Origin of the sequence: Amycolatopsis sp. NPDC058278, from assembly GCF_042881395.1 — a bacterium.
In the GTDB taxonomy this organism is placed as follows: Bacteria; Actinomycetota; Actinomycetes; order Mycobacteriales; family Pseudonocardiaceae; genus Amycolatopsis.
The window spans coordinates 113,742-131,422 of sequence record NZ_JBHVXZ010000011.1 but is presented as its reverse complement, the minus strand read 5'-3'; the positions used below and the strand labels follow the sequence as shown (position 1 = coordinate 131,422).

Sequence of the window (17,681 nt, the reverse complement as noted above, 5' to 3'; positions counted from 1 at the left end):
TGCGGGCCCTCGGCGACCACCGACGTGACCGCGGCCCCCACCAGCAGGAGCATCAGCTCGTCGGCCAGGCCGTCGGCGCGCTCCGGGTCGGCGCGCCGGAGCTGCGCCCGCAGGTAGCCGTGCAACGCGGTCTTGTGGTGGCGGACCACTTCGCGGACCGGGTCGGCGGGGTCGGGGAACTCCGAAGTCGCGTTCAGGAAGGCGCAGCCGCGGTAGCCGTCGCGCGCCAACCAGGCCTCGTAGGCGTCGAACACCGCCAGCACCCGCTCCCGCGGATCGGCGTGCGCGGCGGTGATCCGGTCGACCTCTTCCTGCCACCGCCGGTCGCGCTCCCGCAGGTAGGCGACGACGAGTCCGCTCTTGGACCCGAAGTTGCCGTAGAGGGCCGCCTTCGTCACCCCGGCTTCGGCCGCCACCGTGTCGACCCCGACGGCGTGGATGCCGTCGCGGTAGAACAGCGTCGACGCGGCCTTGAGCACCTTCGCGCCCGCATCACCGGGACGGGTCCGTGCCACCGCGGTCCTCCGAACAGATCGGTATCGGTCTTTACCTGCGGTGATCCTACCATCACTTGACACCAGACAGACCTGTCTGTTTGGTGGATGGAGTGGTGACGCAGACGAAGACCGACAGCTGGGGGTCCACGGCCGCGCTCGGGGCGGTCGTGATCGCCCTCTGCTACGGCTTCGCGCGCTACGCGTTCGGGCCGTTCGTGCCGCGGTTCAGCGAGACGTTCGGGCTCACGACGGTCGGCGTCGGCGTGCTCGGCGGCCTGTCCACCGCGGGGTACGGCCTCGGGTTGCTGCTCGCCCCGGGAACGTCCGCGCGGTCGGCGCGCGGCACCGTGCTGCTGGCCGCGGCGGCGGCGACGCTCGGGCTCGGCCTCATGGCCCTCGCACCGCACGTCGCGGTGTTCGGCGCCGGGATCGCCGTCGCGGGGGCCGGCGCGGGCCTCGTCTCGCCGGGTGTCGCCCAGCTGATCGGCGAGACGGCCGGGGCGCGCACCCGCGACCGGGCGCAGACCTGGGCCAACACCGGAACCGGTCTGGGTCTGGCCGCGTCGGCGTTCACTCCCCTGCTCGGGTTCGGCTGGCCGGTGATCTGGTCGGCGTTCGCCGCCCTCGGCGTGGCTGTGACGGTGATCGCGTGGCGGACGTTGCCGCGGTCACCCGGGCCCGCCGACGCCCCGGCGGCCTCCGGTCCCGTCGACGGCATGGTCCCGCTCGTCGTCAACTCCGTCCTCATCGGCGTGACGAGCGCGCCGTACTGGACGTTTTCCAGCTCCCGGCTCGCCGAAGCCGGGCTGAGCCCGGTGGCCGCGACCTGGTGCTGGGCCGCGATCGGCGTGGCCGGGCTGCTCGGCGGCCTGGCGGGCCGGGCCGCCGGGCGCGTGGGCCTGCGAACGGTCAACCTCGTGACGTGGACACTGGCGGCGACGGGCATCGCGCTCCTCGCGCTGCCGGACCCGGGCGTGCCCGTCGCCCTGCTTTCCGGCGCGCTGTTCGGCAGCACCTACATGGCGCTGACCGGGCTGTGCATCCTCTGGGCGGCCCGCCTGTTCCCGGCGCGGCCTGCCCGCGGCATCACGTGGTCGTTCGCCGGGCTCGGCGTCGGCCAGACCGTCGCCTCACCGCTGGCCGGCGCGGCGGCCGCGGGCCTCGGGTCCGCGGCGGTGTTCGGGCTGACCGCCCTGGTGGCGCTCACCGCGTGGAGCCAGCTCCACCGGCGCCTCGCGCCGCCGTGATCACGCCTTCTTCGCGCGGCTCGGCGCCAGCCGCGGTGGCTCGTTGGGCATCTTCGGGTACACCGGCGGCCACGGCGCGTCCATCAGCCCGTCCGCCATGTCGCGTTCGGACATCGCCAGCAGCGGCTCGATCGACTGCGGCCGCTCCCCCGCGCCGGCCCACGGATCACCGCGCTCGGCCACGCGCGCGGGCACCGTGCTCAGCGTCAGCGCGCCGGGTTCGACGGTGTCCAGCTCGTCCCAGCCGATCGGGGTGGACACCTGGCCGCCGACCCGCGGCCGCACGCACCAGGTGCCGAACACGGTCTTGTGCGGGGCGTTCTGGTTGAAGTCGACGAACACCCGCGTGCCGCGTTCTTCCTTCCACCACTGCGCGGTGATCTTCTCCGGGTGCCGGCGTTCGAGAGCCCGCGCCAGCGCGACCGCGGCCGCCCGCACCTGGAAACCGTCCCAGCGCGGCTCGAGCATCACGTACAGGTGCAGCCCGCGCGAACCCGACGTCTTCAGGTGGCCCTCGATGCCGTGCTCGGCCAGGAATTCCCGGGTCAGCACCGCGGCTTCGCGCAGCTCGTCGAAGCCGATGCCGGGCGACGGATCGAGGTCGACGCGCAGTTCGTCGGTGACCTCGGGCGTGTCGGCGAGGTAGGGCCAGACGTGGAAGCCGAGGCAGCCGAGGTTCACCGCCCAGAGGATGTGGGCGAGGTCCTTGGCCACCAGCGCGTCACTGGTCGTGCCGTTCGGCGTCGAGACGACCGTGGTGGTCAGCCACGGCGGCGCGCCCTGGGGGACGCGCTTCTGGAACCAGTTCTTGCCGCCGGCGCCGTCCGGGTAGCGCTCCAGCAGCAGCGGACGCCCGCCGAGCCGGGCCAGCAACGGCCCGGACACCGCCCGGTAGTACTCGACGAGGTCGAGCTTCGTCTCGCCGCGTTCCGGGAAGTAGACCTTGTCCGGGCTGCTGATCTTGACCTCGACGCCGTCGACGTCCAGCAGGACCGCCGCGCTCATCGCGCCTCCCCGAACAGCTTCGCGAGCTCGGCAGGTGGTGCCTCGTCGAGCTGGGCGTACGTGCAGGACTCCGGCGTGCGGTCGGGCCGGAAGCGGACCAGCCGCCCGCCGTGCCGGAACCGGCCGCCCTGCAGGTGCTCGTAGCGGACCTCCGCCACCCACTCCGGCCGCAGCGGCTCCCACGAGAGGTCCTTTTGCGGGGCCCACCGGCTGTTCGCGCCGGGTTGCCGCCCCGGCTCGGGCTCGTACCCCGCCGACGTGCTCTCCCCCGCGGAGGCGGCACGAGACTCGGCCCAGGACCGCCACGGGTGGTTCTCGAGCGCGTTCTCACGCAGCGGCGCCAGCTCTTCGACCAGCTCGGCCCGCCGGGCCTTGGTGAAACTGCTGGCCACCCCGACGTGGTGCAGGACGCCCTCGTCGTCGAACAGCCCGAGCAGCAGCGAGCCGACGCCGACGCCGTCCTTGTGCCAGCGGAAGCCGGTGACGACGCAGTCGGCCGTGCGCTCGTGCTTGACCTTCAGCATGACGCGCTTGTCCTGCTCGTACGGCAGGTCGCCGGGCTTGGCCATGACGCCGTCGAAGCCCGCGCCTTCAAACCGGGTGAACCAGTCCTCCGCCTGCGCCGGATCGTCGCTCAGCGGGGTCAGGTGGACGCGCTGCAGCCCTTCGGCGTTCGTGGCGAGCACGCTTTCGAGCTGCTTGCGCCGCTCGCGGAACGGCTGCTCGGTGAGGTCGGTGTCGCCCAGGGCGAGCAGGTCGAAGGCGATGAAGCTGGCCGGCGTCTCCTCGGCGAGCTTGCGCACGCGCGAAGCCGCCGGGTGCAGCCGCAGCTGCAGCACCTCGAAGTCGAGCCCGGCCGGCGTGACCAGCACGATCTCGCCGTCCACGACGCAGCGGGGCGGCAGCGCGGCGGCCAGCAGCTCCACCAGCTCCGGGAAGTAGCGGGTGAGCGGGCGGTCGTTGCGGGAGCCGAGCTCGATTTCGTCGCCGTCGCGGAACACGACGCAGCGGAAGCCGTCCCACTTGGGCTCGTACAGCAGCCCCGCGTCACGAGGCACCTCGTGCACGGCTTTCGCGAGCATCGGCCGCACGGGCGGCATCACGGGCAAGTCCACCGCGCGAGCTTAAATCACGGGTACGACACTTCCCGGCGTGATACACACTCCTTCGTGACCACCGAACGCCCAGCACCGCCCCTGACCGGGGGCGAGCGCGAAATGCTCCGCACCTTCCTCGACTTCCACCGCGCCACCCTCGCGATGAAGTGCGACGGACTGTCCGACGAGGACCTCCGCCGGGCGTCGAGCCCGCCGTCGACGCTGTCGCTGCTCGGCCTGGTCCGGCACATGGCCGAGGTCGAGCGCACCTGGTTCCGGCGGGTGATCAACGCCGAGGACATCCCGCTGGTGTGGTCGGACGAGGGCGATTACCAGGCCGCTTACGACGCGAGTTCCTCGACGCGCTCCGAAGCCTTCGATGTGTGGCAGGCCGAGGTCGAACAATCGCGCAAGATCGAAGAAGCGGCCGAGTCGCTGGACGTCACCGGCCACCAGCCACGCTGGGGCGAGGACGTATCGCTGCGGCTGGTGATGCTGCACATGATCCACGAGTACGCCCGGCACAACGGCCACGCGGACTTCCTGCGGGAGGCCATCGACGGCGTCACGGGAGCCTGATGGAGCTGCTCGCCCGGCTGCGTGACACCGACCCGGCCCTGCGCTGGCAGGTGGAGCGCGACCTGGCGGGCGAGCCACCGGCGGTCTGGGAAGCGACGCGGGCGCGGATCGCGTCGGAGGGCTTCGGTGCCCGCCTGCTGGCGGCGCAGGACCCCGACGGCCGTTGGGCGGGCGGCGCGTTCTTCCCCGCCGGCCACCACGGCGACGAGGACCAGCCGTGGACGGCGACGACGTGGACGTTGAACGCCCTCCGGGAATGGGGCCTCGACGCCGCCGTCCTGCGCGGCACGGCCGAACTGCTCGACCGGCACTGCCGCTGGGAGTACGACGACCTGCCGTACTGGGGCGGTGAAGTCGACTGCTGCATCAACGCCTGGACCCTCGCCAACGGGGTGTGGCTCGGCGCGGACGTCGCCGGGATCGCCCAGTGGTTCGTCGAGCACCGGATGCCCGATGGCGGCTGGAACTGCGCGTGGGTCGAAGGATCGACGCGCTCGTCCGTCCACTCGACGCTCAACGCGCTCAAAGGCCTGCTCGCGTTCGAAACCGCGACGGGCGGGACTCCGGCGTCGCGGGCGGCACGCCTCGCGGGCGAGGAATACCTGCTGGAGCGCAGGCTCTTCCGCCGCTGTCCACGGGTGAGCCGATCGGACCGTGGGTGACGGAGTTCGGCTACCCCTTCCGCTGGCGCTACGACGTGCTCAACGCGGCGTCCTACTTCCGCGACGCGGGCCGACCTGACGAGCGGCTGGCCGAGGCGATCGCCCTGGTCCGCGCGGCCCGGCAGGCCGACGGGACGTGGCTGCAGCAGCGGACCGATTCCGGCCGGGTGTGGTTCGCGGTGGACGTCCCGGCCGGGCAGCCGTCGAAGTGGCTGACGCTGTTCGCCACCCGGGTCCTGAACTGGTGGGACGCCTGCTAAAGCTCTGCCAGCACGAGCCCGCTGCGCGGCTTCGGCGTGAAGTACGTGGCCTTCCGCGGCATCCGGCGGCCGGCCGCGTGCACCGCGAGGACGTCGGCGTAGCTCACCGGGGCCAGCAGCACCACCGCGTCCGCGTCCGGTGGCAGCGGCCGGCCGGCCGGGAGCGGGCGGACGCACGGCCCGTCGGGATCGACGCCGAGCGCGCGGGCGAACAGGACCTGCTCGACGATCTCGTGGTCGATCACGGGCCCGGGTCCGTCCACGGCCGGGAGCGGGATCCGCAGCACGGCCGCCCCGGCGCGCACCACGACCTCGCCGGTGACCGGCACGGCGTGCTCGTCGTAGCGGACGTCCAGGCCGGCCTCGCACCAGCGGGACACCAGGTCTTCGGGGCCGAAACCGGTGCCGGTGAGGACGCGGTGGATCGCGCCGATCTCCAGCGCCGGTCCCGCGGTGACCAGGGCGAGCAGCGCGCCGTGGCCGGCCGCCGCCGCGGCGGCCACGCGGTGGTTGCCGTCGGCGACCAGCAGGTCCGTGCCGGCGACCACGGCCAGCAGCCGGCTCTGCAGCGGCCCTTCGGGCACCACCCACAGGTCGTGCCGCCGCCCCGCCGCGTCCGAAGTGGACAGATCGGGCAGGCCGAGGCCGGCGCAGGCCTGTTCGACCTGCTCGGTCAGCTCCGCGCCGCCGCCGCCCGGGACGAGCAGCGCCGCGCTGGTCGCGCAGCCCAGCCCGGCGAGCACCGCGGCCCGTTCGGCGACGACGTCGGGGTAGACGTCCTCGGTGTGGCGGACGCGCGCGGCGCCGTCGTCGGTCACCGCCGCCGGGTCGACCAGGCAGAGCAGGCCGAGCGCCACCCCGTCCGGCCCTTCGATCCGGTAGGGCGCGACGACGTCGCGGACCGGCCGGTAGGACCGCTTGCGGAGCCGTTCGAGCACGGCGCGGGCGATGGGGACCGCGGCGGTCAGGCCGAGCCCGCGGGCCAGCGCCGCGGGCGTGCGGGCGGGGTGCTGCACGGCCAGCAGGCTGTCGGCGGCACCGGGCGCGGCCAGCGCCTCGATCACGCGCTCGGGCTCGGCGAACTCGTCGACGTCGGGGCCGGGGACCGCGTCGCGGACCACCCAGCCCCGCCCGATCGGCCGGATCCAGTCGCTCATCCTGTCCATCTTGCGCCACGGGCGCCGGGAAATTCGCTGGGGCCGGTGCCACCGGGATGGAATGCTTAGGACTGCAAAGCAGTTGACTCCGGTCATGACCGTCCCGAGGAGCACCCCGCCGATGACGACACCCGCCGCCACGAGGGGGGTCGGCTTCCGGTCCGAACGCGGCCCGGTGCTGATCGCGGTCATGCTCAGCACGGCGCTGGTCGCGCTGGACAGCACGATCATCGCGACCGCCGTCCCGTCGGTGGTGCGCGACCTCGGCGGGTTCGCGCAGTTCCCGTGGCTGTTCTCGATCTACCTGCTCACCCAGGCCGTGACGGTGCCGCTGTACGGCAAGTTCGCCGACGTGCTCGGCCGCCGGCCGGTGATGTTCTTCGGGATCGCGGCGTTCCTGGTCGGCTCGGTGCTCTGCGGTGCGGCGTGGAGCATGCCGGTGCTGATCGCCGCCCGGGCGGTCCAGGGCATCGGCGCGGGGGCGATCCAGCCGATGTCGATGACGATCATCGGCGACCTGTACACGGTGGAGGAACGCGCGCGGGTGCAGGGCTACGTGGCCAGCGTCTGGGGCGTGGCTTCGGTGGTCGGCCCGACGCTCGGCGGCGTGTTCGCCGAGTACCTGGACTGGCGCTGGATCTTCTTCGTCAACCTGCCGCTGGGCGCGATCGCGGCGCTGATGCTGTTCCGCGGCTTCGCCGAGCGCGTGGAACGCAAGCCGCACAAGGTCGACTACCTGGGCGCGACCCTGCTCACCGTCGGCTGTTCCCTGATCATCCTCGGCCTGCTCGAAGGCGGCGTCGCGTGGGCATGGGGGTCGCTGCCGAGCGTGGGGACTTTCGTCGCGGGCGCGCTGCTGCTGGTGGCGTTCGTGCTGGCGGAGAAGCGCGCGGCCGAGCCGGTGCTGCCGCTGTGGGTGTTCACCCGGCGGGTCCTGGTGGGCGGCAACCTGGTGGCGGTGGTGGTCGGCGCGGTCCTGATGGGCCTGACGTCGTACCTGCCGACGTACGCGCAGGGTGTGCTCGGCGCGGGCGCGCTGGTGGCGGGGTTCGCCGTGGCGGCGTTGACGGTGGGCTGGCCGATTTCGGCGTCCCTGGCGGGCAAGATCTACCTGCGCATCGGCTTCCGCGACACGGCGCTGATCGGCAGCGTGTTCATCATCGCCGGCGGCGTGCTGGTGGCGCTGCTGGGCGCGGGTTCGTCACTGTGGGCGGCGGCGTTCGCGGCGTTCGTCCTCGGGGTGGGCCTGGGGCTGGCGGCGAGCCCGACGTTGGTGGCGATCCAGTCGGTGGTGGGCTGGGACCGCCGCGGAGTGGTGACGGCGACCAACCTGTTCAGCCGGTCGCTGGGCAGCGCGGTGGGAGCGGCGGCGTTCGGGGCGATCGCCAACGCGACGCTGGCGTCCCGGTTCGCGAACCCGCCGGCGGGGGTGGGTCAGCTGCCGCCATCGGTCGACGCGACGAGCCTGGTGCTGGGTGGCCACGCGGACGATTCACCGGCCGCGGTGTTCGTGCGCGGCGCATTGGCGGATGCCACGCACTACGTGTTTCTGGGCTTGTTGGCGGTGGCCGTCCTGTCGGTGGGCGCGTTGTTGCTGATGCCGCGGAAGACGGAGCAGCTGGAGTTCTAGACCGCCTTTCGGCGGCGTTCTCAGTCGGCCCGGAATTCGTGGTTATGGCCCACGCCGGCTTCGGATTCCCAGGCACACCAAGTCATCCACCCGCACTCCAGGCGATCCGCGACGAACGTTCGTCTGCACGGAATTGTGCATGTGCAGGCGATCGGCGATGTCCCGGAAATGTCAGGGATTTGACCCGGAACCGCTCCACAACAAACCTGTGGACCATGAGCTATCCTTGTCTCGGCGGTGTCGAACCGTCACGTTCCGCAGTCAGGCTCCGAACACTTTCACGCGATGCTCCGGCCCAACGCCGCCCGGCTGGCCGGTACGCGCCTTTCGAGAACCGGGGGACGCACGTGGCCGAGCCGTTCGGGCAGCAACCCACCGAAACCGGCACCCGATGCCTGGTGTGGGTCAAGAGTTCGGCCAGCAACAGTGGTGGCAACACGAACGACTGCGTCGAAGTGGCCGCGACATCCGACAGCGTCCTGGTGCGAGACTCGAAAGACCCCGGCGTCCACCTGCCGCTCACGCACAGCACGTGGCGAGCCTTCCTGACCAGGCACCACTAGCATCCTGCGTCGTTGATCCGCTGGCAACGACGGCGCCGGAACCTCGCCACCGCCAACCCGGCGGCACCGCCCGCTACAGCGACACCAACCAGCCGACGTCGGTCACCTCCAGGACTCCGCCGGTCCCGCATGGAGTGGCTCGGGGAACGGGAAACCAGACATTCCGTCGTTCCGGGAAAAATCGCTTGCCCTGTTCGGGGTAATTCACGCCGTCCGGGCCACGCGGGCGGAACCCAGTGGTTTGCTCGTCGCGTCGAACGACCGGAGCGAACAGGGGGGCGGCGATGAGTGGTCCGTTTTCGGACGCGACGGGCGATCCGGCCGCGCAGGTGGATCGGTGGGTGGCGCAGGCGAAGGAGAAGGCGCAGCGCTACCAGGCCATGCAGGCGGCGGTCGGCCAGGTGTCGGTGACCGAGTCGGGCCGGGACGGCATGGTCACCGTGACCGTGGATTCCGCCGGGAACGTGACCGATCTGCAGATCACCGACCGGGTCCGGGAACTGTCCGGCACGCAGGTGGCCACCGCCGTGCTGACCACCTTGCGCCGCGCCCAGTCGCGGTTGCCGGACCGGCTGGCCGAAGTCATGGCGGGCACGATCGGGGATGACCAGCAGACGGTGGACACGATCGTGGGCAATTACCGGGCGAAATTCCCGGAACCGGAACCGGAGGAACCGGAACCGGCAGCGGAAAACGTACGGCGCCTCGGCGCGATCGAGGAGACCCCGGCCGAACCGAAGCCACCGCCCCCGGTCCGCCGCCCGCCGGACGACGACGGCGGCGGCGGCGGCGGCGGCGAAGACTTCGGCGGATCGTTCATGGTGCGCGAGTGATCGAGGGGGCACGGTGACAGGCGAGGGCTACCAGGTCCACCCGGACGAACTGGCGAAGCACGCGAAAGCCGTGGATCAGGTCTCCCGGACGCTGGGGCAGGCACTGTCCGCGGCCGAGCAGGTGACCATGGGCGTCGAAGCCTACGGCTTGATCTGCGGTCCGCTCTTCGTGCCGATGGTGCTCACGGTGAGCGCACCCGGGCTGCTCGCGCTCGGCGCGGCCAAGGAGGCGATGGGCTCGGTGTCCGAGGCCGTGGACCAGGCCGCGGAGAAGTACCGGACCGCCGAGCAGGCACACGCGAAGACCCTGACCGACCTCGGCAAGGGGCTGTCGTGAGCAACCCGCTGGTCGCGCAGAAGCAGGACTCCACGACCTGGCACACCGGCATCAGCGTCGTGGACGACGCTGTCGGCGCCTACGAAGGGATTTCGTCGGGGAACTGGATCGAAGGCGGGATCGCGGCCATCGGTGCCGGGATGGACCTGCTGACGATGGCGATGAACCCCGTCGGCACGCTGATCTCCTACGGGCTGAACTGGCTGATCGAGCACGTGAAGCCACTGCAGGACGCGCTGAACCACCTGGCCGGGGACGCCGACCAGATCGCCGCGTACGCGCAGACCTGGAAGAACGTCGGCGCGGCGGTGGGCAAGGCTGCTCAGGACCTGGCCGCGACGGTGCAGCAGGACACGGCGAACTGGGCGGGCGCGGCGGCGGACTCCTACCGCGCCGGCATCAAGAAGAAGCTCGACCACATCACCGCGGCGGCCACCTGCGCCAACGCGATCAGCACCGTGGTCGAGATCGTCGGAGTGCTCACCGGCGTGGTGCGCGGCCTGGTCCGGGACATGGTCACCCAGGCCATCGGCGACTTCATCCAGGACGCGCTGGAGGAAGTCTGCTCGCTCGGACTGGGCACGCCGGTCGTGGTGGCGCAGGTGGTCGAGCAGGTCTCGGCGTGGATGGAGAAGATCGGCGCGGCCATCAAGAAACTCATCAACTCGGTCGAGAAGCTGCGGCCGCTGATGAGCAAGCTGGAAGAGATCTTCGCCGCCGTCAAGAAGATCATGGCCGAGCTGCACGGCCGTCCCGGCGAAGCCGAACCCCACCTCGACGGTGAGGGCTCCACTCACGTGTCCTCGGCCGCCGAGGAACCCCACGGCAAGCCGGGCGGGGAGGAACCGCGGACCCCCGCCGGCGAGGACACCCACCCGACCGAAGCCGGCGACGACGGCACCACCCCCTCCGGCGACCGGACGAGCGAACCGCAGGGACCCGACGCCCGCGAGAACACCGACCCGGCCAAGGACGGCCGTCCCAACGAAGAGAAGTGCACCGGCGGCGACCCGGTCGACCTCGCCACGGGCGAGATGCTGATGTCGCAGACAGACGTCGATCTGCCCGGCGTGCTTCCCCTGGTGCTGCGCCGGACCCACATCTCGACATACCGCCTCGGCCGGTCGTTCGGCCGGTCGTGGGCGTCGACAGTGGACCAGCGGATCGAGGTCGACGCCGACGGCGTCTGCTACGTCGGGGCGGACGGCGTCCGGTTGACCTATCCGCTGCCCGCGGCCGACGGCACCCCGGTGCTCCCTTCGCACGGCGCCCGCTGGCCGTTGCGCGTGACCGAGACCGGGGAGTTCACCGTCACCAGCCCGGACGACGGGCAGATCCGCCACTTCGCGGCTCCGGCGGGAACCGGGCCGGCCGCGCGCGGACTGCTCTCCGCGATCGCCGACCGCAACGGCAACCGCGTCGCCGTTCTCCGGGACGCGGCCGGCACGCCGACGGCCATCGACCATTCCGGCGGCTACCACGTCGCCGTCGCCTCGGTGGACGGCCGGATCACGGGCCTGCGCCTGAAGCGCGCGTCCGGCGGCGACATCCTCCTCGCCGGCTACGAGTACGACGACGCCGGCCGGCTGACCGCCGTCGCCAACTCCTCCGGCCGGGCCATGCGCTTCGAGTACGACGGCGACGCCCGAGTCACGCGCTGGCTCGACCGGAACGGCCACTGGTACTCCTACCACTACGACCACGCGGGCCGGGTGGTCCGGACCGACGGCAGCGGCGGCGCGCTCGCCTGCGCCATCGAGTACGACGAGCGGAACCGGGTCACCACCTACCGCAATTCGCTCGGCGCGGTGACCACGTACCACTTCGACGACGGGTGGCAGCTGGTCCGCGAAGTCGATCCGCTCGGCGCGACCACCCGGTACCGACGCGACGCCTACGGCCGGGTCACCGCGGAAACCGATCCGCTGGGCCGCACCACGCGGTACGAGTACGGCCGGACCGGGGAGCCCACGCTCGTCGTCCACCCGGACGGCACGAGCACCACCAGGATCGAGGACGAACTCGGCTCGACCGTCGCGATCATCGACCCCGACGGCGCGCGCTGGAGCTACCGGCGCGACGAACGCGGCAACGTCGTCGAGGAAACCGATCCGGCCGGCGCTGTCACCCGCTACGAATACGACGACCGCGGTCACCGCCGCGGCGAAACCGACGCCCTGGGCAACGTGCGCCGGGTCGAGACGGACGCCCTCGGCCTGCCCACCGCGGTGGTCAACCCGCTCGGCCACGCGACGCGGCTCCGCCGGGACGAGCTCGGCCGGATCACCGAAGAGACCGACCCGCTCGGCAACACGACCAGGACGACCTGGACGGTGGAGGGCAAGCCGCTGACCAGGACGCGTCCGGACGGGACGGTCGAACGGTGGCGGCACGACCCGGAAGGCAACTTCGCCGAGTACTCCGTCGGCGGCCGTCCGCTGCTGTCGATCGCCACGACCCACTTCGCCCTGCCCGTGGCCCAGGTCAACGCCGACGGCAGCCGCGTCGAGTTCGGCTACGACACGGAACTGAACCTGACCACGGTCACCAACGCGCAGGGTCTGGTGTGGCGGTACGAGTACGACGCGGCCGGCTTCCTGGCGCGCGAAACCGACTTCAACGGCCGCGTGACCAGCTACCAACGGGACGCGGCCGGCCGGCTCGTCAGCCGGACCAACGGCGCCGGGGAGACCACCACCTACCACCGCGACCTGGCCGGCCGCGTGGTTTCGACGCAGTCCCCGGCGGACACGATGAGCTTCTCCTACGACGCCGCCGGACGGCTCGTCTCCGCGTCGAGCCGCGACTCGGCCATCACGCTGACGCGGGACGCGCTCGGCCGGGTGGTGGCCGAGAGCGTGAACGGCCGGACGGTCACGTCGGAATACGACCTGCTCGGCCGGCGCGTCCGGCGGCGGACGCCGGGCGGCACGGTGTCGGCGTGGGAGTTCGACGCCGCCGGCTCGGCGGTCACCCTCCACAGCGGCAGCCGGACGCTGGCGTTCGGCTACGACGCCGCGGGCCGGGAGACCGCGCGGACGAGCCCGGCCGGGCTGCGCCTCGCCCAGGCCTGGAGCCCGAACGATCAGCTGCTCAGCCAGACCGTGCTGGGCGGGGGCGGGAAAGAACCGGTGCAGCACCGCACTTTCCGCTACCGCCCGGACGGCAACCTCACCGCCGTCACCGACCGGCTCGCCGGGCCCCGCCGGTTCGATCTCGACGCGTCCGGCCGGATCGAGCAGGTGCACGGCCGGCGGTGGTCCGAGCACTACCGGTACGACGTGGCCGGCAACCTGGCCGGCGCGGCGCGGCAGGGCGAGGCACCGGACCCGCCGTGGCGCTACACCGGAACCCTGCTGCACGAGGCGGGCGCCCTCCGGTACGAGTACGACCCCCAGGGCCGGGTCGTCCGCAAGCACCACGGCACCGACGTCTGGCAGTACTCCTGGAACGCCGCCGACCAGCTGGTCGGCCTGAGCACCCCGGACGGCAGCGAATGGCGTTACCGCTACGACGCGCTCGGCCGGCGGATCGCGAAGGAGCGGCACGCCCGCGGCCAGGTCGTGGAGCGGGTCGACTTCGTCTGGGACGAGACGACGCTGGCCGAGCAGCTCACCCACCGGCGATCGGTGACCTGGGACTACGACCCCGCGTCCCACCGGCCGCTCGTCCAGGTGGAGCGCACGGAAGACGACCAGCGGAGCACCGACGAGAAGTTCTACGCGATCGTCACCGACCTGGTCGGCACCCCGACCGAACTGCTGGACGAGCACGGGAACGTGGCATGGTTCTCCCAGACCACGGTGTGGGGACGGCCGGTCGCCCACGGTGGCGGCGCGTCGACCCCGCTGCGGTTCCCCGGCCAGTACGCCGATCCGGAATCCGGGCTCAGCTACAACTACTTCCGGTACTACGACCCGGAATCCGCCCGGTACCTCAGTGCCGACCCGATCGGCCTGGCCGGCGGGTACGCGCCGCACAGCTACGTGCCGAACCCGTTCGTGTGGCTCGACCCGCTCGGGCTTTCCCTGCTCGACGTCATCAAGAACGGCGTCCGGATCGTCGTCCACGAGTACGACGACGACTGGCCCGCGCACGCCCACGTCTTCAACGGCAGGCGGAACATCCGGATCGGCCCGAACGGCCATCCGATGGAAGACGAGCCGGAGCTCAGCAGCGTGGAGCGGCAGGTGGTGGAAAACTTCAAGAACGAGATCCGGAAGGCCGTCCGGAAGCTCGGCCGGCGCAACCAGGCGCAGGAGCGCGAGCAGAAGGCGCAGCGCGAAGCGAAGGCCAAACCCTGTGACACGTGAACCCACCATGACCTTGCGCAGCGATCTGACCGCCTTGCTGGCGAACGCCGGCCTCGTCGACGTGGACATCGACGAGGCCTTCGCGGACGAGCACGTGCGGTCGGCCGCCTACCGGCGCGTCGTCGCGGTCGCCGCCGCCGGTGAGAGCCGTGACGCCGATCGCGAGCTCGTGGCCGCGCTCGTGCGCGACCCCGACCAGCTGGCGGCCAAGTCGGCGGTGGTCGAACTCGTCGACCGGATCGCGGCAAAGGCGGCGAGCCCCGACGCGTTCCGGCAGTGGGCGGACGGGATCCTGCCGGTGGCGGACCGGCTCCCGGCCGAGGGCAACCGCGCCTTCGTCCGCCGCCGCGTCGGCGACTGGCTGCTCTACCTGTCGGTCAAGGCCGGTGCCGTGCCGACCGAGGCCGAACTGGCCGCTGTCACCCCCTGGATGCAGCGGCTCCTGGCCGAAGAATCGACGTCGCGGCCGGTCCTCGCACTGCTCGCCGAATCCGGGCACACCCGTAAGATCCGCAACATCGCGAAGAACCGGGCCTGACGGCCAGTACGGCAACAGCCAGCGCCCACGTCCCGGCTGCCCAGCCGATCCGGATCGGCACCCGCGCCCGGTCATACTCGCGTGGCCCATGCGCGCCGGCCCCCACCGACAGCCGCCGCCACGCCCGGGCGGGCAGATCAGCGATCAGCTCGGACTTCGCAGTCACCCCCGAATCGGCCCGCGATCCGCTCAGGCACCAGTTTCGGCGCCCACCCCGCCGCCTCCAGCCGGACCGCCACCTGTCCGCTGTCCAACCGGCGAGCTGCCTGCCTCCAAAGTGACACACACCACACAGGGTGCTATCGTTCTGCCATGTGGCAGATCGACAGACTGCCACTCTTGAGAGGAGAGTAAGCAGATCATGACTAAGGCGCACTCCCCAGTGGCCAGCCAGCGGCGGGTGCTGGCCGAAATGAAGGAGGCGCGAGAAGCCCTGCAGTTGACGCAAAAGGAGGTCGCGGAGGCACTCGACTGGTCCGTCTCGAAGCTGATCCGCATCGAAGGCGGCACGGTCGGCCTGTCCATCACCGATCTGAAGGCCCTCCTGCTGCACTACGGCATCACCGACCGGGATCGCGTCGAAAAATATGTCGCGATGGCCAAGGCGGGAAGGGAACCCGGCTGGTGGGACCAGTACAAGCGGACCAACAGCCCGGAGTTCGTGAAATTCCTCGGTCTGGAGTCGGCCGCCGTGGTCCTGCGCCAGTACCAGCTGCTGGTGGTCCCGGGCCTGCTCCAGATACCGGCCTACACGAGTTCGCTGGCTTTGACGGCATCGGGAAAGCCGGAACTCGCCGATCTGCACGTCAGGTTGCGCCGGGATCGTCAACAGCGGCTGGCGGACCCGGACCTGGAGAACTTCTTCATCCTCGACGAATCGGTGCTGCACCGCCGCATCACCGACGCCGACGTGTGGCGGCAGCAACTGCAGCACCTTCGCGACATCGCCCTGCAACCCAACGTGACCCTGCAAGTCCTGCCTTACAAGGCGGGCTGGGTCCGGGGGATGCAGAGCTCCTTCGAGCTCCTCCAGTTGTCCGAACAGTCGAACGATTTGTTCCTCGACGTGGAGCAGCCCGACGGAGATCAGTTCTTCGACGACGTCACCGGCGCCGTCAAGGCCGCCGAGTTCATCCAGCTCTTCTTCGGCCTCGAAGAGGCAGCGCATTCCGCCGACGAAACACCTGAGCTGATCGACCGCATGCTGGAAAGGCTGGACGACTGATGAGACAAGCGTGAAGAAGCGGCCCCCGGCTGCCACCAGGGACCGCTTCCGCAAGGCAATAACCTCCGCCCCACGTGACACGAGCGCGGACTTACTGCCGAAGGCGACAGCATACGACTCCCCGACCGGGGGTTGGTGCCGCCGTCCGGTTGGAGACCCGAGATCATCTCTCCGGGAACGTGAATTCACCTATATCGGGTGACTCAGAGCCACCCAGACCGGGAACCGGGCCACGAACCCGCCGTCCGGCCTGCCAGTGCCTCTCCCCAGGACAGGGTTGTCCGCGACACCGCCGGCCTCGGCGCCGGCCCGCGCACCCGCGCCCCGCGACCGCCCGACCCATGTCCGGCGAATCGGCGATGTCGCCGATTCCGTTCCAGGAGGCACCGTGAAAGTCGCCGTCCCCGCCGACCGCAGACCGTTACCGGCGCTGGCCAGCCGAGCCGGCGCGCTGCGCTACGCCTCACGCCGGGAGGGGTGGCCACGGTGAACGACGAAAACGGAGCACAAGAGCACTGGGCCACCCGGCTCGGTCTGCAGGCCCTCTTCTTCGCCCCGCACGTGGTCGCGTTGCTCAGGCTCAACGACCTCGTCCCCCTCATCGACGCCGACCACCGGCTGATGCGCGTCTACGCCGTGCCGGACAACGGTGAGGATCGGCCCGATGCCGCCGAACTTATCCGTGCCGACGGCGGGGTTCTGCTGACCATGCCGCAGATCCGGCGGGTCGCCCATGGGCTGGTGCTCGCCGGGAGCACTCGCGGCATCCACGACGTGCTGGGACCCCTGCTCCTGGTTCCCCACGGCGGCGGGCTCGGGCAGTACCGTCCCCACCGCACCGACACCGACGCCGCGCTCGTCACCGGCCTCCACCCCGCGCAGCTGATGCGGGACGGCCGGGTCCGCCCCGACCGGATCGCGCTGACGCACGAACGGGAACGGGATCTTCTCGCCCGGTTCTGCCCGGAGGCCCTGCCGCACGCCTTCGTCGGCGGTGACATCGCCTTCGACCGGCTCGTCGCCACCGCGGAATACCGTGACCAGCACCGGCGTGCCCTCGGCGTCAAGGACGACCGGGAAATACTGCTGGTCACCTCCACCTGGTCACCTCGATCGGGCTTCGGCCGCAATCCGGAGCTCTTCCGGCAGATCGTCGAAGCGGCGCCGCGCGATCGGTTCCGGGTGGTCGCCTCCCTCCACCCGCAGATCTTTTCGCAGCACGGCGTCGGCCAGGTGCTCGGCTGGCTCTCGGACGCCATCGAAGCCGGGCTCGGCGTGCTGGCTCCGCACACCGACTGGCGCGGTGCGGTCGCCGCCGCCGACTACGTGATGGCCGACTACACGTCGGTCGGCACCTTCGCAGCCGGCCTCGGGACTCCCGTCCTGCGGCTTCCGCACGGCCCTCAGCCGCTGCTGGCCGGGAGCCCGACCGCCGTCCTGGCCGAGCACACCCCGCGGTGGGACGCCACGCGCCCGCTGCTCCCCCAGCTCCACGCCGCCGCCGACGCGCAGGGCCGTGGGCTCGGCGCCCGGATCGCCGGCTTGCTGACCTCGCGCCCCGGGGAGGCCGGGAAGGCCTTCCGGAAGGAGATGTACGAACTGCTCGGTCTCCCCGAACCGGCGCGAGCGGTTCCGCTCTCCCCCGCGCCCCTCCCCCAGCTCGTGTCCCGGCCGGTCATCCCGCGGCCGCGAAGCCGGCCGGGCGGGTGACCGGCCCCCTCCGGTGGAGCTACGCGCT

Annotated in this window: 14 protein-coding genes and 1 pseudogene; 11 read left to right on the top strand and 4 right to left on the bottom strand. The window is 71.5% G+C overall.

The window, feature by feature from the left end:
* Nucleotides 1-515, bottom strand: a 515-nt coding sequence (locus ACFVYA_RS08320) for a TetR/AcrR family transcriptional regulator (RefSeq protein WP_387043689.1), incomplete at its 3' end; no start/stop codon positions are given.
* 95 nt (nucleotides 516-610) lie between these two features.
* Here ACFVYA_RS08320 and ACFVYA_RS08315 point away from each other — a divergent pair.
* Entirely contained in the window at nucleotides 611-1,744 is a 1,134-nt protein-coding gene (locus ACFVYA_RS08315; protein WP_387043687.1) for an MFS transporter, read from the top strand.
* Here ACFVYA_RS08315 and ligD read toward each other — a convergent pair whose 3' ends face one another.
* Together ligD and ACFVYA_RS08305 are read right to left on the bottom strand one after the other, a co-directional pair.
* Nucleotides 1,745-2,749: a non-homologous end-joining DNA ligase gene (gene ligD / locus ACFVYA_RS08310; protein WP_387043685.1), complete on the bottom strand. Its 1,005-nt coding sequence runs from the start codon at nucleotides 2,747-2,749 to the stop codon at nucleotides 1,745-1,747.
* Nucleotides 2,746-3,864 (bottom strand): ATP-dependent DNA ligase, encoded by a 1,119-nt coding sequence (locus tag ACFVYA_RS08305; protein ID WP_387043683.1) that lies wholly within the window; start codon nucleotides 3,862-3,864, stop codon nucleotides 2,746-2,748. The genes ligD and ACFVYA_RS08305 overlap by 4 nt, the downstream gene beginning before the upstream one ends.
* A 54-nt stretch (nucleotides 3,865-3,918) precedes the next feature.
* Here ACFVYA_RS08305 and ACFVYA_RS08300 point away from each other — a divergent pair, with 54 nt between their 5' ends.
* Together ACFVYA_RS08300 and ACFVYA_RS08295 are read left to right on the top strand one after the other, a co-directional pair.
* Complete coding sequence (locus tag ACFVYA_RS08300) at nucleotides 3,919-4,425, top strand: DinB family protein (RefSeq protein ID WP_285991225.1); 507 nt, start codon at nucleotides 3,919-3,921, stop codon at nucleotides 4,423-4,425.
* A pseudogene (locus tag ACFVYA_RS08295) lies at nucleotides 4,425-5,347 on the top strand (squalene cyclase). The gene ACFVYA_RS08300 and the pseudogene ACFVYA_RS08295 overlap by 1 nt, the downstream one beginning before the upstream one ends.
* Here the strand turns inward: ACFVYA_RS08295 and ACFVYA_RS08290 are convergent.
* Nucleotides 5,344-6,504, bottom strand: a complete 1,161-nt coding sequence (locus ACFVYA_RS08290) for a DUF1015 family protein (RefSeq protein WP_387043681.1) — start codon at nucleotides 6,502-6,504, stop codon at nucleotides 5,344-5,346. The pseudogene ACFVYA_RS08295 and the gene ACFVYA_RS08290 sit on opposite strands and share 4 nt — an antisense overlap.
* Before the next feature lie 121 nt (nucleotides 6,505-6,625).
* Between ACFVYA_RS08290 and ACFVYA_RS08285 the strand changes: the two genes are divergently transcribed.
* The 8 genes from ACFVYA_RS08285 to ACFVYA_RS08250 all read left to right on the top strand — a co-directional run bounded on the left by ACFVYA_RS08285 (nucleotide 6,626) and on the right by ACFVYA_RS08250 (nucleotide 17,653).
* A complete protein-coding gene (locus ACFVYA_RS08285; protein WP_387043699.1) occupies nucleotides 6,626-8,134 on the top strand; it encodes an MDR family MFS transporter in 1,509 nt (502 codons plus the stop codon).
* 347 nt (nucleotides 8,135-8,481) lie between these two features.
* Nucleotides 8,482-8,697, top strand: coding sequence for a DUF397 domain-containing protein (locus tag ACFVYA_RS08280; protein WP_387043679.1), 216 nt, complete (start codon nucleotides 8,482-8,484; stop codon nucleotides 8,695-8,697).
* A 284-nt stretch (nucleotides 8,698-8,981) separates the two neighbouring features.
* The gene (locus tag ACFVYA_RS08275; protein WP_387043677.1) at nucleotides 8,982-9,530 is read left to right on the top strand and encodes a YbaB/EbfC family nucleoid-associated protein; all 549 of its coding nucleotides are present in this window, start codon (nucleotides 8,982-8,984) and stop codon (nucleotides 9,528-9,530) included.
* 13 nt (nucleotides 9,531-9,543) lie between these two features.
* Nucleotides 9,544-9,867: a type VII secretion target gene (locus ACFVYA_RS08270; RefSeq protein WP_387043675.1), complete on the top strand. Its 324-nt coding sequence runs from the start codon at nucleotides 9,544-9,546 to the stop codon at nucleotides 9,865-9,867.
* On the top strand, nucleotides 9,864-14,180 hold the full coding sequence (locus ACFVYA_RS08265; protein ID WP_387043673.1) for a DUF6531 domain-containing protein: 4,317 nt from the start codon (nucleotides 9,864-9,866) through the stop codon (nucleotides 14,178-14,180). Before ACFVYA_RS08270 ends, ACFVYA_RS08265 begins: the two co-directional genes overlap by 4 nt.
* Before the next feature lie 7 nt (nucleotides 14,181-14,187).
* The gene (locus ACFVYA_RS08260) at nucleotides 14,188-14,718 is read left to right on the top strand and encodes a hypothetical protein (protein WP_387043671.1); all 531 of its coding nucleotides are present in this window, start codon (nucleotides 14,188-14,190) and stop codon (nucleotides 14,716-14,718) included.
* A gap of 382 nt (nucleotides 14,719-15,100) precedes the next feature.
* Nucleotides 15,101-15,943, top strand: coding sequence for a helix-turn-helix transcriptional regulator (locus tag ACFVYA_RS08255; RefSeq protein WP_387043669.1), 843 nt, complete (start codon nucleotides 15,101-15,103; stop codon nucleotides 15,941-15,943).
* A gap of 486 nt (nucleotides 15,944-16,429) precedes the next feature.
* On the top strand, nucleotides 16,430-17,653 hold the full coding sequence (locus tag ACFVYA_RS08250; RefSeq protein WP_387043667.1) for a hypothetical protein: 1,224 nt from the start codon (nucleotides 16,430-16,432) through the stop codon (nucleotides 17,651-17,653).
* Nucleotides 17,654-17,681: the final 28 nt, after the last annotated feature.